Origin of the sequence: Paenibacillus cellulositrophicus (genome assembly GCF_009363095.1) — a bacterium.
GTDB classification, from domain to species: Bacteria; Bacillota; Bacilli; order Paenibacillales; family Paenibacillaceae; genus Paenibacillus_AQ; species Paenibacillus_AQ favisporus.
Genome location: NZ_CP045295.1, coordinates 1,731,310 through 1,746,545 on the forward strand (window position 1 = coordinate 1,731,310; position 15,236 = coordinate 1,746,545).

General features: G+C 54.9%; 13 protein-coding genes. 1 reads left to right on the top strand and 12 read right to left on the bottom strand.

The window, feature by feature from the left end:
* Positions 1 to 26: 26 nt before the first annotated feature.
* The 6 genes from hisS to GCU45_RS07935 form a co-directional block, all read right to left on the bottom strand.
* Positions 27 to 1,292: a histidine--tRNA ligase gene (gene hisS / locus GCU45_RS07915; protein ID WP_116229363.1), complete on the bottom strand. Its 1,266-nt coding sequence runs from the start codon at positions 1,290 to 1,292 to the stop codon at positions 27 to 29.
* Positions 1,293 to 1,903: 611 nt separating this feature from the next.
* Positions 1,904 to 2,362 (bottom strand): hypothetical protein, encoded by a 459-nt coding sequence (locus GCU45_RS07920; RefSeq protein WP_152398572.1) that lies wholly within the window; start codon positions 2,360 to 2,362, stop codon positions 1,904 to 1,906.
* Positions 2,363 to 2,433: 71 nt separating this feature from the next.
* Positions 2,434 to 2,940 (bottom strand): type 1 glutamine amidotransferase domain-containing protein, encoded by a 507-nt coding sequence (locus GCU45_RS07925; protein ID WP_076176996.1) that lies wholly within the window; start codon positions 2,938 to 2,940, stop codon positions 2,434 to 2,436.
* Between the two features lie 283 nt (positions 2,941 to 3,223).
* Positions 3,224 to 3,385: a hypothetical protein gene (locus GCU45_RS33740; RefSeq protein ID WP_163879807.1), complete on the bottom strand. Its 162-nt coding sequence runs from the start codon at positions 3,383 to 3,385 to the stop codon at positions 3,224 to 3,226.
* Between the two features lie 70 nt (positions 3,386 to 3,455).
* Positions 3,456 to 3,902, bottom strand: coding sequence for a D-aminoacyl-tRNA deacylase (dtd, locus tag GCU45_RS07930; RefSeq protein ID WP_145023269.1), 447 nt, complete (start codon positions 3,900 to 3,902; stop codon positions 3,456 to 3,458).
* 95 nt (positions 3,903 to 3,997) lie between these two features.
* The gene (locus tag GCU45_RS07935) at positions 3,998 to 6,175 is read right to left on the bottom strand and encodes a RelA/SpoT family protein (protein WP_116229360.1); all 2,178 of its coding nucleotides are present in this window, start codon (positions 6,173 to 6,175) and stop codon (positions 3,998 to 4,000) included.
* 279 nt (positions 6,176 to 6,454) lie between these two features.
* Here GCU45_RS07935 and uraA point away from each other — a divergent pair, with 279 nt between their 5' ends.
* Complete coding sequence (gene uraA / locus GCU45_RS07940) at positions 6,455 to 7,777, top strand: uracil permease (protein ID WP_152398573.1); 1,323 nt, start codon at positions 6,455 to 6,457, stop codon at positions 7,775 to 7,777.
* Between the two features lie 127 nt (positions 7,778 to 7,904).
* On the opposite strand, the gene GCU45_RS07945 is transcribed toward uraA, so the two are convergent.
* The 6 genes from GCU45_RS07945 to GCU45_RS07970 all read right to left on the bottom strand — a co-directional run bounded on the left by GCU45_RS07945 (position 7,905) and on the right by GCU45_RS07970 (position 14,996).
* Positions 7,905 to 9,485 (bottom strand): FAD-dependent oxidoreductase, encoded by a 1,581-nt coding sequence (locus GCU45_RS07945; RefSeq protein ID WP_244364473.1) that lies wholly within the window; start codon positions 9,483 to 9,485, stop codon positions 7,905 to 7,907.
* Positions 9,486 to 9,542: 57 nt separating this feature from the next.
* A complete protein-coding gene (locus tag GCU45_RS07950; protein ID WP_373309571.1) occupies positions 9,543 to 10,250 on the bottom strand; it encodes an N-acetylmannosamine-6-phosphate 2-epimerase in 708 nt (235 codons plus the stop codon).
* A 38-nt stretch (positions 10,251 to 10,288) separates the two neighbouring features.
* Positions 10,289 to 11,833, bottom strand: coding sequence for a DUF4127 family protein (locus GCU45_RS07955; RefSeq protein ID WP_152398575.1), 1,545 nt, complete (start codon positions 11,831 to 11,833; stop codon positions 10,289 to 10,291).
* A gap of 38 nt (positions 11,834 to 11,871) precedes the next feature.
* Positions 11,872 to 12,630, bottom strand: a complete 759-nt coding sequence (locus GCU45_RS07960) for a carbohydrate ABC transporter permease (protein ID WP_374954578.1) — start codon at positions 12,628 to 12,630, stop codon at positions 11,872 to 11,874.
* Between the two features lie 86 nt (positions 12,631 to 12,716).
* Positions 12,717 to 13,598 carry a carbohydrate ABC transporter permease gene (locus GCU45_RS07965; RefSeq protein WP_152398577.1) on the bottom strand — a complete coding sequence of 294 codons (882 nt, stop codon included), beginning with the start codon at positions 13,596 to 13,598 and terminating at the stop codon, positions 12,717 to 12,719.
* A gap of 72 nt (positions 13,599 to 13,670) precedes the next feature.
* Positions 13,671 to 14,996 carry an ABC transporter substrate-binding protein gene (locus tag GCU45_RS07970; RefSeq protein WP_076176989.1) on the bottom strand — a complete coding sequence of 442 codons (1,326 nt, stop codon included), beginning with the start codon at positions 14,994 to 14,996 and terminating at the stop codon, positions 13,671 to 13,673.
* Positions 14,997 to 15,236: the final 240 nt, after the last annotated feature.

Consider the following 15,236-nt stretch of genomic DNA (forward strand, 5'->3'; position numbering starts at 1 on the left):
TGTCATTCCCCTTTTAATTGGTATATTTATTCAGCCTTATCGGCGGATTTACGTAATGCCAAATGCAGTTCGCTGAGCTTCACCGTCTGCTGCTCGCCGGTTTCCATCGACTTCAGGGCGATTTCCCCGCGCGAGAGCTCGTCGTCCCCGAGAATCGCGGTATAACGCGCCTTCAGGCGGTCAGCGGACTTCATCTGCGCTTTCATCTTGCGGCCCAAGTAGTCACGCTCTGCGGCAAAGCCTTCTTTGCGCAGCAGGTACAGCTGCTTGGTGATCTCGCGGTCGGCCGCTTCGCCTAGGGCCACCAGGTACACGTCCAGCGGCTTCACTGCTTGAAGGTCGATCTCCTGCTTGTCGAGGATCAGCAGGATCCGCTCGAGGCCGATGCCGAAGCCGATGCCCGGCTGGTCCGGACCGCCGATTTCGCCGACGAGGCCGTTATAGCGCCCGCCGCCGCCGATCGTATCGATCGCGCCGATACCCTGCGCCTTGTATTCGAAGGCGGTGTGGGTGTAATAGTCCAAGCCGCGTACCAGCCGGTGGTTGACCTTGAAGTCGACCTCCATCGCTGTGAGGTATGCCTTCACCTGCTCGAAGTGCGTGGTGCACTCCTCGTCCAGGCTGTCCAGAATCGATGGCGCATCGATGAATTTGTCCTGGTCGATCTTACAGTCCAGCACCCGCATCGGGTTGCGCTCCATCCGCGATTGGCAGTCCTTGCACAGCGTGTCTTTCATCGGCGTCAGAAACGCGAGCAGTTTCTCGCGGTACGCCGCCCGGCTGGCGGGATTGCCCACGGAGTTGATCTCCACGGTCACGCCCTGCAGCCCGAGGTCTTTGCAGAACTGGTATCCGAGCGAGACGACTTCCGCATCGATGGCCGGATCCAATGCACCAAACGCCTCGATCCCAAACTGGTGGAACTGGCGGTAACGTCCCGCCTGAGGACGCTCGTAGCGGAACATCGGGCCGATGTAGTAAAGCTTGGTGACATCAGGTTCGCCATACAGCTTGTTTTCAACGTAGGAGCGGACCACGCCGGCAGTGCCTTCCGGGCGCAGCGTCATGCTGCGGTCGCCCTTGTCCTTGAACGTGTACATCTCTTTTTCGACGATATCCGTCGTTTCGCCAACGCCGCGTTCAAACAGTTCGGTCTGCTCGAACATCGGCGTGCGGATTTCGCGGTAATTGAACCGCCGGCACAAATCTCTGGCTTTTTCTTCGACAAACTGCCATTTCTCCACCGTGCCCGGCAGCAAATCCTGCGTGCCCGTCGGTTTTTGGTAAGCCATAGCAACCCCTCTTTTCATAGATCATTTGTAGCTAACAAAAAAATCCCTCACCCCTGCGCTTGAACAAGCCAACAGGGACGAGAGATCGTTATTCATTGATTCCCGTGGTACCACCCACATTCCGGATACTTCTTATGTATCCGCTCCAAACGATTAACGCCCGTTCAGCGCAGCACGTCTACTCATGATCTGGAACAGCGCACATCCTGCGCTGCAAGCCACTTTCGCCGCCTGTTCTCGGGGAAGTCATTCATCCGGTCATCCATAGAATCCTCTCAGCCTAAGGGATTCCTCTCTGCATGGTGGGGCACGGACTACTTGGTCCCGTCATCAAATCGATTTTAGATTATTTTTAGATTGTAATGAACCGCTGCACTAAAGTCAAGAGCCTCTGTCACAAAATGGATACAGCTGTCAATTTACAGACATTTCTGCAAAGAAAAAACCTACAATCCATATTGTAGGTTCAATAAGGTAATATATTAAAAAAGGGGGTCATGCTGTTATTATAGACAGCCAATATTAAGGAAATATGAAACTAATATTACAATTATATTACATAAAAGAAAGCGCTTTACCCAGCGCTTTCTTTGCATCGGCTTCTGAGGAAATCAGTCGAAAATTTCCACATAACCGCCGCTTGCCCGCAGTTTATTGACAACGTCCTGATAAGTATCGTCAGGCACTTTGGCAGCAAGGACGTACTCCAGGTCCCGGTAGTCCTCATCGTTCGGGGACACGTCCACCGCTCCCGAGAGCAGGTCGCCTCCCTCGTCCACACGACGTTCGCGGTCCTCCTCGGACAGCTCTTCCGGATCCCGGTCGTCCACCACGGGAATGCCTGCGGCCGGGTAAGCGGTAGGCACGCCTACCGCACCTGACGTTCCTGCAGCATTGGAGCTGCCGCTAAAATTGACGGGGGCGATTGGAAGCAGGATGCGGCGGTCACTGCCGATGCCCTCCCCAAGCCGGCTTACCTCCAGGTGCTCCGTTTGGAAGCCAATCAGCTTCGTTTTTGCGCTTTCCGCGTCATCCTCGGTTTTGAAGTACGCTTGAATTTGCTTCGTCATGATACATTACCTCCATCTCTATTTAAAATCATGAATCACAAAACGAAAGCTTCCAAGGCACTCCCGGAGCCTTACAGCACGTTCAGCAGTTCCCGGACAAAGGCCGGTTCGTCTTTGGGAGTCCGTGAAGTGATGAAGTTGCCGTCCAGGACGACTTCCTCATCCTTAAATTCCGCGCCTGCGTTCACCATGTCATCCTGAAGCGGCGGGTACGAGGTGATCGTTCTGCCTTTCAGCAGACCGGCGCTGATTAAAATTTGCGGGCCGTGGCAAATCGCGGCGATCGGCTTGCCGGCGCTGTTGATCTCCTTCACGAAGTTCAGCACATCCTTGTTCAGCCGCAGGTTCTCCGGAGAAGAGCCTCCTGGAATGACAACGGCGTCGTAATCGGCCGCTTTCGCGTCCGCGATAGCTTTGTCCGCCGTATACGAGGCTTCGCCGTTTTTACCGGTCAGCTTCTCACCCTGCTGGAGGCCGATAATATCCGTGTCATGGCCCGCTTTGTTGACTTCATCATATGGGACTTTCATTTCCGAATCTTCAAATGCGTTCGCTAGCAAAAATGCAACCTTGCTCATGGAATATCGTTCTCCTTTCATGGATAAGTGGTCCACGCCTTGTTATTACCCGAAACGCGCACGTTTATAACATGCTCGCGGATCCATTCGCGAGGAAAGAAAGGAGAAGAGGCGGAATTTTTGGTTTGCGAGCCAGGCTTTGGGGGGTATGCTTTTCGTAATAAACTTGGGGCGGATCATCGCAAATAACAGCAAAAGGGTTCTTTCCTACAGAAAAGAACCCTCTTTCGTAATAAAAGAAGGTTCTGCTCGGGTCTATTTACTTGAAACAATCATTGGCCGACTACCGGATGGTCTGCTGCCGGCCGATTCCCTTCGTGTACAAGGTCCATAAGGGAAAAGGGATTTCCCGTACGGCCTGCATCGTCTTGGCGGCCTCGTGAAGCGAGGCGACCGGCGCAAGCGGCAGCGACTGCAGCGTTTGGGTCTGAACGGATTGGCGCATATTGGATGAACTCCTTATGTGTATATAAATGGCGGATGCTCATCCCTATTTTGCCCGATATTTACCGTTTCTATGCCCCTTTGCTGTCGATAATCAGCGTGACAGGCCCCCAGTTGGTAAAGGTGACGTCCATCATCGCCCCGAACCGGCCGGTGGCGACCTCAAGCCCTTTGTCTCTGAGCTCGCGGTTGAATTGTTCGTACAAACCCTCCGCGATATCCGGTTTGGCCGCGGCCATGAAGTTCGGGCGTTTGCCTTTGCGGCAGTCGCCGTACAGGGTGAACTGCGACACGGACAGTATGCCCCCGCCAACTTCCATGACGCTGTAGTTCATTTTCCCCTCATCATCTTCAAAAATGCGCAGTCCGGCAACCTTATCAGCCAAATATTTCGCGTCTTTCTCCGTGTCCTCATGGGTCACGCCGACGAGCACCATCAGCCCCTGGCCGATCGCCCCCGTGACCTCCCCATCTACCGTTACCTGCGCTTCCTTACAGCGCTGTACAACCACTTTCATGCTGTCTCTCTACGCTCCTTCGCTTGTTCCGCTCCCCTGGGCACCTGGGAGCTATCAATGAATACTCAGGTGTGCGACGTGCATTCCCAGGCTTCTTACTGAATGATCCGGTGTACGGTGTACACATCTTTGACGCGCTTGATCCGTTCCACGACCGACTGCAAATGATCGGTGTTGCGGATCAGAATCGTCATGTGGATGAGGGCCATTTTGTTTTTGTCCGAGCGCCCGGTCACCGCGGAAATGTTCGTTTTGCTCTCCGATACCGCCTGAAGCACCTCGTTCAGCAGCCCGTTCCGGTCATGTCCCGTAATTTCGATATCGACGCTGTAATTCGCCTCGATCTCGGTTTCCCACTCGACTTCGATCACGCGTGCGGCTTCTTCACCGTCGCCCGACGCCGGAATGTTCGGACAGTCCGCGCGGTGCACCGATACGCCGCGGCCGCGGGTAACGTAACCGACGATATCGTCGCCGGGCACCGGATTACAGCAGCGGGCGAACCGCACGAGCAGGTTGTCGATTCCTTTGACCCGAACGCCGTTGGTCGGGCGCGATCTCTTCTCGGCCGGTTTGATTTCCTTCTTCTCGGTCGTGAGCTCCAGCAGGCTGGCTTCCTCCTGCTCCTTGCGGAGCCGCTCCGTCAGGCGGGTACAAATCTGTGCTGCGGTGATGCCGCCAAAGCCGACGCCCGACAGCATGTCTTCGATATCGTTGAACGAAAACTTCTTCGCCACTTCCAGCAGCTTCTCGTCGGTCATCCATTCAGAGATGTCCAGGCCGCGGCCCTTCAGCTCGCGCTCGACCATTTCGCGACCCTTCTCCACGTTCTCTTCCCGTTTTTCCTTCTTGAACCACTGCTTGATCTTGCTTCGAGCATGCGAGGATTGGGCGATCTTCAGCCAGTCGCCGCTCGGTCCGTAAGAATGCTTGGACGTCAAAATCTCGACGATATCCCCGGTTTTGAGACGGTGATCCAGCGGTACGATCCGCCCGTTCACCTTGGCCCCGATGGTCCGGTTTCCGACCTCCGTATGAATCCGGTAAGCAAAATCCAGCGGCACCGAGCCGGAAGGCAGCTCAATGACTTCGCCTTTTGGCGTAAATACAAAAACAAGATCCGAGAAAAAGTCCATTTTGAGCGATTCCACAAATTCCGAAGCGTCCTTGGCTTCATGCTGCAGCTCCAGAATCTCACGGAAAAAGGTCATTTTATTCTCAAAGTTGCCGCCGACGGCGGTTGTACCTTCTTTATAAGCCCAGTGGGCCGCGATCCCGTACTCGGCGGTCCGGTGCATTTCCCAGGTCCGGATCTGAACCTCGGTCGGCTCACCGTTAGGCCCGACTACGGTCGTATGAAGCGACTGGTACATGTTGGCCTTCGGCATGGCGATATAGTCCTTGAACCGGCCCGGCATCGGCTTCCACAGCGTATGAATAATTCCCAGGGTGGCATAACAGTCTTTAATGTTATCCACAATAATACGGATCGCGAGCAAATCGTAGATTTCGTTGAACTGCTTGTTTTTGGTCGTCATTTTATTAAAGACGCTGTAGATATGCTTCGGACGTCCCGACAAATCGCCCTCAATGCCCATTTCCTCCAGCTTTTCGCGGATCCGGACGATGACGTTTTCGACGAACTGCTCACGCTCAGCCTTCTTCTTGTGGATCAGGTTGGCGATGCGGTAATACTGCTGCGGATTGAGGTAACGGAGCGACAAATCCTCCATTTCGCTCTTGATCGCTGAAATACCGAGACGGTCGGCAATCGGACAAAAAATTTCGAGCGTCTCATAAGCGATCCGCCGCTGACTCTCCTCGGACTGGTATTTCAATGTACGCATGTTGTGCAGGCGGTCGGCCAGCTTGATGACGATGACACGAATATCCTGCGCCATGGCGATAAACATTTTACGGTAATTCTCGTTCTGCTGTTCTTCCTTGGAACGGAACTGGATTCGCTCCAGCTTGGTCAGTCCATCGACAAGCATGGCACAGGTGGCGCCAAATCGGGTACGGATATCCTCGAGCGATACGGTCGTGTCCTCGACCACGTCATGAAGAAGCGCGGCGACGATGGAGGTCGTATCCATCATCAAGTTCACGACAATATCTGCAACCGCAAGCGGATGCAGGATATAAGGCTCGCCTGATTTGCGCACCTGACCGTGATGGGCCTGTTCCGCAAATTCATAGGCTTCCCTGATGCGGTCCAAATCCGGCTCTTTTATATAGGCTCCAGCCTTTTCAAGTAATCGCTCTATGCCCATTCTAGTCGTTTCCGTTTCCCTTCTATATAAAATAGAACCCGCGTCATAATCCATCTTTGCAGGTTCTGTCATGTAATGATTTTATATAATTATGACGCTTGAACGGCGTTACGTCAACATTTCCTGCCAGGAACAGGAAGCCTGGGAACAACAAACAAGTTTTTTGGCCAAATTGCGCCCCGGGAGTGAAAAAAAAGATTGAAAAATGTCATAATTCCAGATAAATTAGATTGAATGAATTTAATGATATGGACGAAATCACGTATGGGAGTGAACGAATTGCAACGCGAAATTCAAGTCAATGAAAGGCTTCCTCTGGGACCGGGCTTTCTGCTCAGCCTGCAGCACCTCTTCGCCATGTTCGGAAGCACGGTGCTCGTGCCGAACCTGTTCGGCGTCGATCCGGGCATGATCCTGCTGATGAACGGGATCGGCACCCTGCTGTACATCCTGATCTGCCGGGCTAAGATTCCGGCGTATCTGGGCTCCAGCTTTGCTTTCATTTCTCCGGTGCTGGCCGTGCTCGGCAACAATCCGAAGGAAAATTACCCGCTGGCCCTGGGCGCCTTCATCATTACGGGTATCATCTTCGTCATCGTGGGCCTGATCGTCCAGTTCGCGGGTACGGGCTGGATCGACGTCGTGTTCCCGCCGGCCGCCATGGGCGCGATCGTCGCCACGATCGGACTGGAGCTGGTGCCGACTGCGGCAGGCATGGCCGGACTTCTTCCGAAGGCAGACGCGGCTTCCGGCGCGATGACCTATGACACGAACAGCATTATTTTATCCATGACGACGCTTGGCGTAACCGTCATCGGTGCGGTCCTGTTCCGCGGATTTCCGAAGATCATCCACATTCTGATCGGTATCGTCGTCGGATACGTCCTGTCCTTCTTTATGCCAGGCATGGTTAATAAGGACGCGATCGCCAGCGCCCACTTCCTCACGATGCCGACGGTCACCACGCCAAGCTGGAACTGGGCCGCCATCATGACCATCATCCCGGTATCTCTGGTCGTCATCGTCGAGCACATCGGCCACCTGCTAGTAACGAGCAACATCGTGGGCAAAGACTTGTCGAAGGACCCGGGCCTGAACCGCTCGCTGCTGGGTAACGGCATTTCGACCATCCTATCCGGCTTTGTCGGCTCCACGCCGAACACGACGTACGGGGAAAATATCGGCGTCATGGCGCTGACCAAAGTATATTCGGTCTTCGTCATCGGCGGCGCGGCCGTCATCGCGATCCTGCTGTCCTTTTCGGGCACGGTCTCTTCGGTTATCGCGAACATTCCGACGCCGGTCATGGGCGGTGTATCCCTGCTGCTGTTTGGCGTCATCGCCGCTTCCGGTCTGCGGATCTTCGTTGAGCAAAAGGTCGATTTCTCCAAGCCGACCAACATGATCCTGGCGACGCTGGTTCTGGTCGTCGGCATCAGCGGCGTGCAGCTCAACATTGGCCCCGTTCAATTTAAAGGCATGGCGCTCGCCACGGTCGTGGGCATCGTGCTCAGCCTGTTCTTTAAGCTGATTGAGGTCACAGGGCTGTCCAATGAACCGGGCGGCAAGGAGCAGGAGCTGGTGGAGAAAATTCCGGATTGAGTGGCAAGGGATCGGAAGAGAGTATAACCGCCAACCCTAATATGAAAAGCATATGCAAGAAAGCCGGACAAGCATCCGAAAGATGCCGTCCGGCTTTTTCGTATTTTTATGGCCTCAAACAGGGCATCTACATTTCCAATGTCCCTTCCGGCCAGTGAAGCTGAACCCCATATCGCTCCAGCATCGCCTGGTAATCGCATAAATGCGCTGCCGAGGCCCTTACTTCACGCGGAGGAATGCCGTGCATCACCGAGTAAGCGGCCAACAGTCCCGCGGATTCGCCGATGTTCCATTCCGTCGGATGCAGCCGGTAGCAGCCATTGGCGATCTGCGTCATGCCGATATTTTTGCATGCCGGAAGCAGGTTGGTCATCCGTACCGGAATCAGCGATCCGAGCGGAATTTCATAAGGATAGTTCGGAATAAAGAAAGCCCGCTGGTTCACCGTCGTCGGATGCAGGTCCAAATAATAGCTTCCGACGCCGACGCTGTCCTCATACCGCTTGATTCCATTAGCGCCGCGAAGCTCCTGGCTGACATCATGCTCGGTGATCGTGTACTGCGCACGGATTCGCCGCGACTCCCGGATATAAGGGGACTTCGCCAAGCCGTCTTCCGTGCCGAGTACGTCGCCGCGCAGCCGGATGCCTGGATACCCGTATCCCCCGTCAAGCCGGGGAGCTTCGGTCTGCAGCCAGTACACAAGCGACAGCGTAAGCCCGCGGGCCGCCTCCAGATGACGCTTGCGCTCCTGCTCCGATACGCCGATCACAGGCCCCAGATAATAATCGTTCATCGGCCAGTTAAGCAGCGTCACCTCGCCGTCGCTTAGCGGCACGCGCCACAGGGAGGGGTCCACGATCCGCCGGTAATCCCACAGCGACATTATCCCTTGATCGTTCGGAAACATCGTAAACTGCCGCAATTTGGACGTATCCTCGGCTTCGTTCGCATACCAGCTTAAGATCGGATAAGTGGAAAATGAGGGCTTGTATTCATGCCAAAAGTCATAGCTGTCCGGCTTTGGGATCGTAAAGTTTCCGTCTGGGATGTATTCCACAGCCGCCACATGGGTGATGGACTGCATATCAAGCGGATCGGCCTGCTCCAGCGCGTGCGGCTCGTTTGTTTCGCTGCGCGCCTCAGCTCCGCTCACATATTCCGCACCGGCCAGGGGAAGAAGCTCTCCGGTTTCAGTCGCGTCCAGAAAATACGCGCCTCTCAGCTTATACCTGGTTTGCCCATCTGTCTTCTCCACCGTTACCGACGCCACCTGATCACCTGCCGTCTCGCAGTGAACAGGGCGCGAGTTAAGCAGCACCTGAATCCGGCGGGTGTTCACGTATGGGGCCAGCATATCCTCCAGCACCTGCAGAGCAACCTTCGGCTCATGCGCCACCCTGCTGACCCAGGCGTTCCCCGGATTGAGTTCCGGGTCGTTTAGCGCCTGCTCGTTGAGCGGGTAGTTGCGTTTGTAATAATCCCTGACCCGGTTTCTGAACTCCCGGTAGGATGCCGTGCAGCCGAAGCTTTCGATCCAGCGGTGCTCATCGGGAGGAACCGCCTGCGAGGTCAGCTGCCCTCCGATCCAATCGGTCTCCTCGGTCACGACCACCTTCATCCCGGCTTTGGCCGCCGCCAGGGCGGCCGACGTTCCGCCGAGTCCTCCGCCGATGATAATGACATCAGCCACCAGCTCTTGAATCAACGTTATCCACGCTCCTTTCCTTATTAACCAGTCATATTCAGTGGACGCCCGTCTTACTCATGCTCTCAGCGACTGGGCTGCCTTCCGGGCCGCGTTCGAGAAGCGCCGCGTGATCTGCTGCGGTCTGGAAATGGCCCCGCCCACCACGACGGCGTGTGCACCGAGCTTAAGCGCCTCCTCGACCTGGTAAGGCTCGTGAATCCGACCTTCGGCAATGAGCGGAATGCTCAGCCGGGCCGCCGCTTCTTCAACCAGCTTCAGGTCGGGACCTTCGAGCTGCGGCGAATAATCCGTATACCCCGACAGCGTCGTCGATACGCAGCTGACGCCGAGGGAAGCGGCATGAACGGCTTCATCCAGCGTCGAAACATCCGCCATGCTGGCAACGCCCGCCTGCTTCATCCGCTGGATCAGATCCTCCAGCCGGGCTCCGCCGGGCCGACTACGTCCCGTGGCGTCAAAAGCAATCATGTCCGCACCAGCCTCAAGCAGCTCCTCCACCTCCTTGAGCGTAGGCGTAATATAAACGTCCGATCCCGCATACTCCCGCTTGATGATTCCGATGACCGGGATCGAAACCGCGGCCTTGATCGCCCGGACGTCGTCCGCCCCGTTGGCCCGGATCGCCGACGCTCCGCCTTCTTCGGCGGCCTTGGCCATGCGGGCCATAATGTGCGCACCGTGCAGCGGCTCATCCGGCAGCGCCTGGCAGGATGCGATCAGGCAGTATCGCAGAGATTGCAGTATTGGCTCCAGTATGTCCACCCTCTCTCGTCTTTTTATGTGACTTATCAAAGCCACTATTATCTATATATCGGCGGTTTCGCATGAAAACGCGCTTGTAGTCCTACTTCGAAGGTACGGTTCCAGGGCATGAAGCAATCCGTGATCTCCACCACCCCTTGATCGCTGTTAATGCGCTGATCCAGTATTGCCCCAAGGCGTTCCTTGACCAGCCTGGACACTTCACCGCGCTGGCCGTCCAGTTCGAACACGCTAAGCCCCAACTGCTCAACCAGACCGGCGTTCAGCTCCATCCGGACACCCGAGCAATAGCAGACATCCTCGGCATACCGCAGCGCCAGAAAGTCAAGATGCTCCTGCGTCCTGCCATAATGCAGGTACAGCATGGATTGTGAAATGACCGTTCCCAGCGAATTGGAGCTCGTATTCCATCCGGCATAACCCGCCAGGTTAAACAGCATTTCTTTTTGCCGCAGCAGCTTCACCAGCTTCAAATCGCCGCCGTTCGCATACCCTACATCGGCGACAGCTGCCGGCTTGCTCTGGACCCGCATCACGTAATCCCCGTACTCCACCAGCTCGATAATGTTCCGGTTGATGTCGTAACCGAAGAACGGGTGCGCCTGGGATACGGCTTCGACCATCGTTTCACCTGGCGTATTCACGAGCAGCACCAAATCCGACTCATTGCAGCCGGAACCGATTAAGCCGCCCGCCGCCATGATTTGATACTTCAGCGTCTCATAGAAGTACCGGTCCTCGTACAGCGGTGTGACGAAGCTTCCCTGAACCGCCGCAAGTCGCGGATAAATGAGCGGCGTGCTTCCCTTGATTTCGTTGACCATGCGAGCCAGCAGGGTGCATCCGACCTCATCGGCGCCGGGATACATGTACGCCCGCAGCTCCACATCGAGCTCAGAGATTTGCACTCTGACCTTCTGCTGATCCTTGGCCGTATAACCGTATGGCGCCGAATCGTCTTGAGGGAAAATCATAAAATCAATGCCGCCGTCTGCAATCACATCCAGCACGCGGCCGATCGCCTCGATGTTCACCGACCTGCGGTCCAGATAATCCTGCAGCACATCAGCGGGCAGCCGGGTATCGATCTCGGCCAGTTCCATGCTTTCTTCCGCCGTGGCCAGCCCCAGCTCCTGCCGGTGGCTGATAAAGCCTTTGCGGAAGATTTCCCGGCCCCAGTCGCCGTAGTAATCCGGCTCCTCATCGGCGATCGAATACTGCGGACAGCGCATGATCAGCTGAAAGGCAAAGAGCCGCAAGTTCGGATTCCGTGCCTTCAGCCGACGCAGCCGGTCCACCCGGTTTGCAAGCTCCCCCGGCTTCAGATAATGCAGGCGCGACGGGATGATGCCGCCGTACAGCAGCGTGTCTATGGCGATGATGGCCCCGTCGGCGTCAGCGGCCTCCTGTTCCAGCCAGGCCCACAACCTTTCGGTATCGCCCGGGCGCTTTTTGAGACCCATCATGTCCATCGGCGGCCGGACCATCTCAAACTCGGTTCCCTGCGCCAGCATATACGGGAATTCATAGTTGCAGGGACGTTCGTCTAGAGGGACGAACACCAGTTTGTGACTCTTCTCCATGTCTGCAAGCTTCCTTTCCTAGCGTAAATTAGCCCATTTCACCCTTTGATCGCGCCGGCCATGCCTTCCATGTAGTAACGCTGGGTAAACAGGAACACGATAATAATCGGCAGCACCGAGATCATCGTTCCCGCTGCAATCCATCCGAAATTGTAGGAGAACTGGCCGTTCAGGAACGTCAGCGCCGCAGCGAGCGGATACTTCTGCGGATCGTCCAGCACAACGATCGGCCACAGGAAGTTGTTCCAGAACGCCATCATTTCCAGCAGCGAAATGACCGCGATCGCCGGTTTTACCAAGGGCAGGATCAGCTGCAACCAGATCCGGAACTCGGAGGCACCGTCCATTTTTCCCGAATCCCGCACGTCCGAAGGAATCCCGAGAAACGTCTGGCGCATCAAAAAGATGTTGAATACCGACACGGCCGAAGGCAGTACGACGCCCAGAAAAGACCCGGTTAAATGCAGGGACTGAATCGTCAGATAATGCACGATCATCGCTGTCGAAGACGGAATAATCATCGTGGCCACCAGTAAGGTAAACACAAGATCTCTTCCTTTGAAGCGAAAGGTCGCCAGCGGATACGCGGTCAGGCTGGAGAGAACGACGTTCGTCACAACCCCGAGCACCGTGATCACGACTGTATTATAGATATACTTCGGAAAGTTCATGAACTGCCAAACCTTCACGTAATTGTCGAAGTCAATGAACGTCGGCAGGATGGCCGGCGGGTTGGCGAACACGTTTTTGCCCGGCATCAAAGACACGCTGAGCAGCCAGAGAAACGGTCCCATCATAAACAGAGCCAGCGCGACCAGCAAAACATAGACGATCGTCAGCCGAACCCCTGTCTTCACTTGCTTCATCCCACGATTCGCTATCATCAGTATGGATTGACACCGCCTTTCCGGTTAAATCGGAACACGAGCACGCTGAATACGGCGATAATGACGCTGACGATGAGCCCCAGCGCCGAGGCGTACCCGAAGTTGAACTGTTCCAGACCTTTTTGGAAAATATAGACGCTCGATGTCAGCGTTGACGTACCCGGTCCGCCTTTGGTCAAAATATAGACCTCGTCAAAGACGCGGATCGCCCCCATCAAAGAGATCAGGGTACAGAATAAAATGTGGGGTCTCAGCAGCGGAATCGTGATGTTCAGGATCAGGCGCAGCCTGCTTGCTCCATCCACCCGCGCCGCTTCGTACAGATCCGAAGGAATGCCCTGGAGTCCGGCCAGGTACAGCATCATGTAATAGCCCAGGCCCTTCCACATCGTAATGAACATAAGCACGAACAGTGCTGTATTGCTGGTGGCAAGCCAGGATACCTGGTCGCTGATGATTCCTACTTTAATCAAAAGAAAATTGACGACCCCGTTGTTGCTCAGGAGCCAGCTCCAGATCAGCGCCACGGCGACCATGGAGGTCACGACCGGAATATAATAAGCGGTTCGGAAGAACTTCACGCCCGGAATTTTCCCGTTGACCAGAATCGCCATCAGGATGGACAAAATCTGGATGATCGGAACGACGATCACGTACAGCAGCGAATTCCACAGCGAAATGATGAAATTGTGGTCTTTAAACGCGTTCACAAAGTTATCGACACCGACATAATGCGTTTCGGAAATAACCGAGTAGTCCGTGAAGGACAACGGGATACCGTAAATAATAGGCCAAAATACGAATACAGCGACAACCAGAAGTCCCGGGGCCATAAAAGCCCATGCCGTGAATGACTCCGACCGCATCCATTTGTACACTCTGTGATCACCACCTAACTAGAATGTACGGGGGAACCCAGTCCCCCCGCACGCCTTCCGTCAAAGGGCTCCTTACTTCTTAAGCACCCCGTTGACTTCCTGTTCCATTGCATCCACCGTCGCTTTGACATCAGCCCCGTTCAGGAAAATTTTCTGCAGACCGCGGGCGATGGCGGAGTTGATATCCCCTGCGTTCGGCACGCCGACCATGTAGTCGACCGCCTTATCCAAGCTGTTGGCCGAAGCGATCTTGGCTTCCGCCTCCAACGACTTGTCGGTTTCCGTAAAGAACGGATCCTTGATCGATTCCTTGGTGGACGGCAGCGTGTTGGCCGCTTTGGAGAACGACGTCTGATTTTCGGCATTCGTTACGAAGACCGCAAACTCGACCGCTTCCTTCTGATGCTTCGACTTGGCCGGAACGACCAGGTTCATGGAGTTGGACAAGCGGACGTCGGCTTTTCCGGTCGGCAGCGGTACGGCAATCGTGTTCTTATACACGTCCGGAGCCGAAGTCTTCAGGAAGTTGATAAAAGTCGGACCGGCCAGCTCAAAGGCTACCTGCTCCCCGGAGTAATATTGGATTTGCTTCGTGAACGGAACGTCTTCTTTCATGATGACGCCGTCGGCGATGTTTTTCTGAATCGTTTCGATCATGCTGGTCATCTCAGGTGTGTTAAAGGCTGCGGCCGTTTTGTCATCATTCAGAATCGGAATACCGTTTACCGGAAGCAGCTTCGAGGCGAACTGCTGCGAATATCCGAGCTTACCGGTTTTCGCCTTCACTTGGCGCGCCCAATCGGCCAGCTCCTCCATCGTTTTCGGTGGATTCGCCGGATCCAGGCCGGCTTCCTTCACGATTTTCGTGTTCATAAAGAGCACCTCGGTGCCTGTATACCAAGGTAAAGCATAAGCCTTGCCGTCGATAACGGTGGAGTTGAAGATGCCGTCGAAATAAGCTCCCTTCTCTTCATCCGTCAGGAATCCGTTCAAATCGAGCACGGCTCCTTTGGAGCCCATCTGGCTGGCAAATTCGGTGTTCAGGTTCACGACGTCCGGGCTGTTGCCGCTGGCGATGCTGGTCAGCAGCTTGTTGGTCACCGCGTCATAAGGATAGTCTTTCCAATCGATCGTGACGCCCGGATGACTGCTCTGGTAATCGGCAATGAGCTTATTGAAGTAGTCCGTGAATGTAGGCTGCAGCGCGATGGTCCAAAACTCCAGCTTGACCGGATCGCTGCTCTTCGTCTCGGTGGACGGCTGCGGTTCGGAGGATTGCGATGGCGGAGCATCTGCCTTATTTCCTCCTCCACAAGCGCTGAGTACGACCGACAACAGCATGACAGACAGCAAAGTCAGAACAAATCCTCTACTTCTACCTCTTCCCTGTTTCCTCATTAGCAATGGCCTCCCCTTTGATCATAAAAGATGATTCCAAGCATGTGTTTCCTGCTTTAGGCAGATTATAGCAAACCGCATAAAAATAAAAAAGATATTTTTCATATTTATTAAAAAAAGTGGAGTTATTTTCCCAAACGGATTAATCCAGCTCCCTTCCTAATGCAGCCACTTTTCAACAAAAGCTCAATATATTGCAGTGGCAAACTCTGTCGCTCCACAGCCAACCTGCGTTCAAGC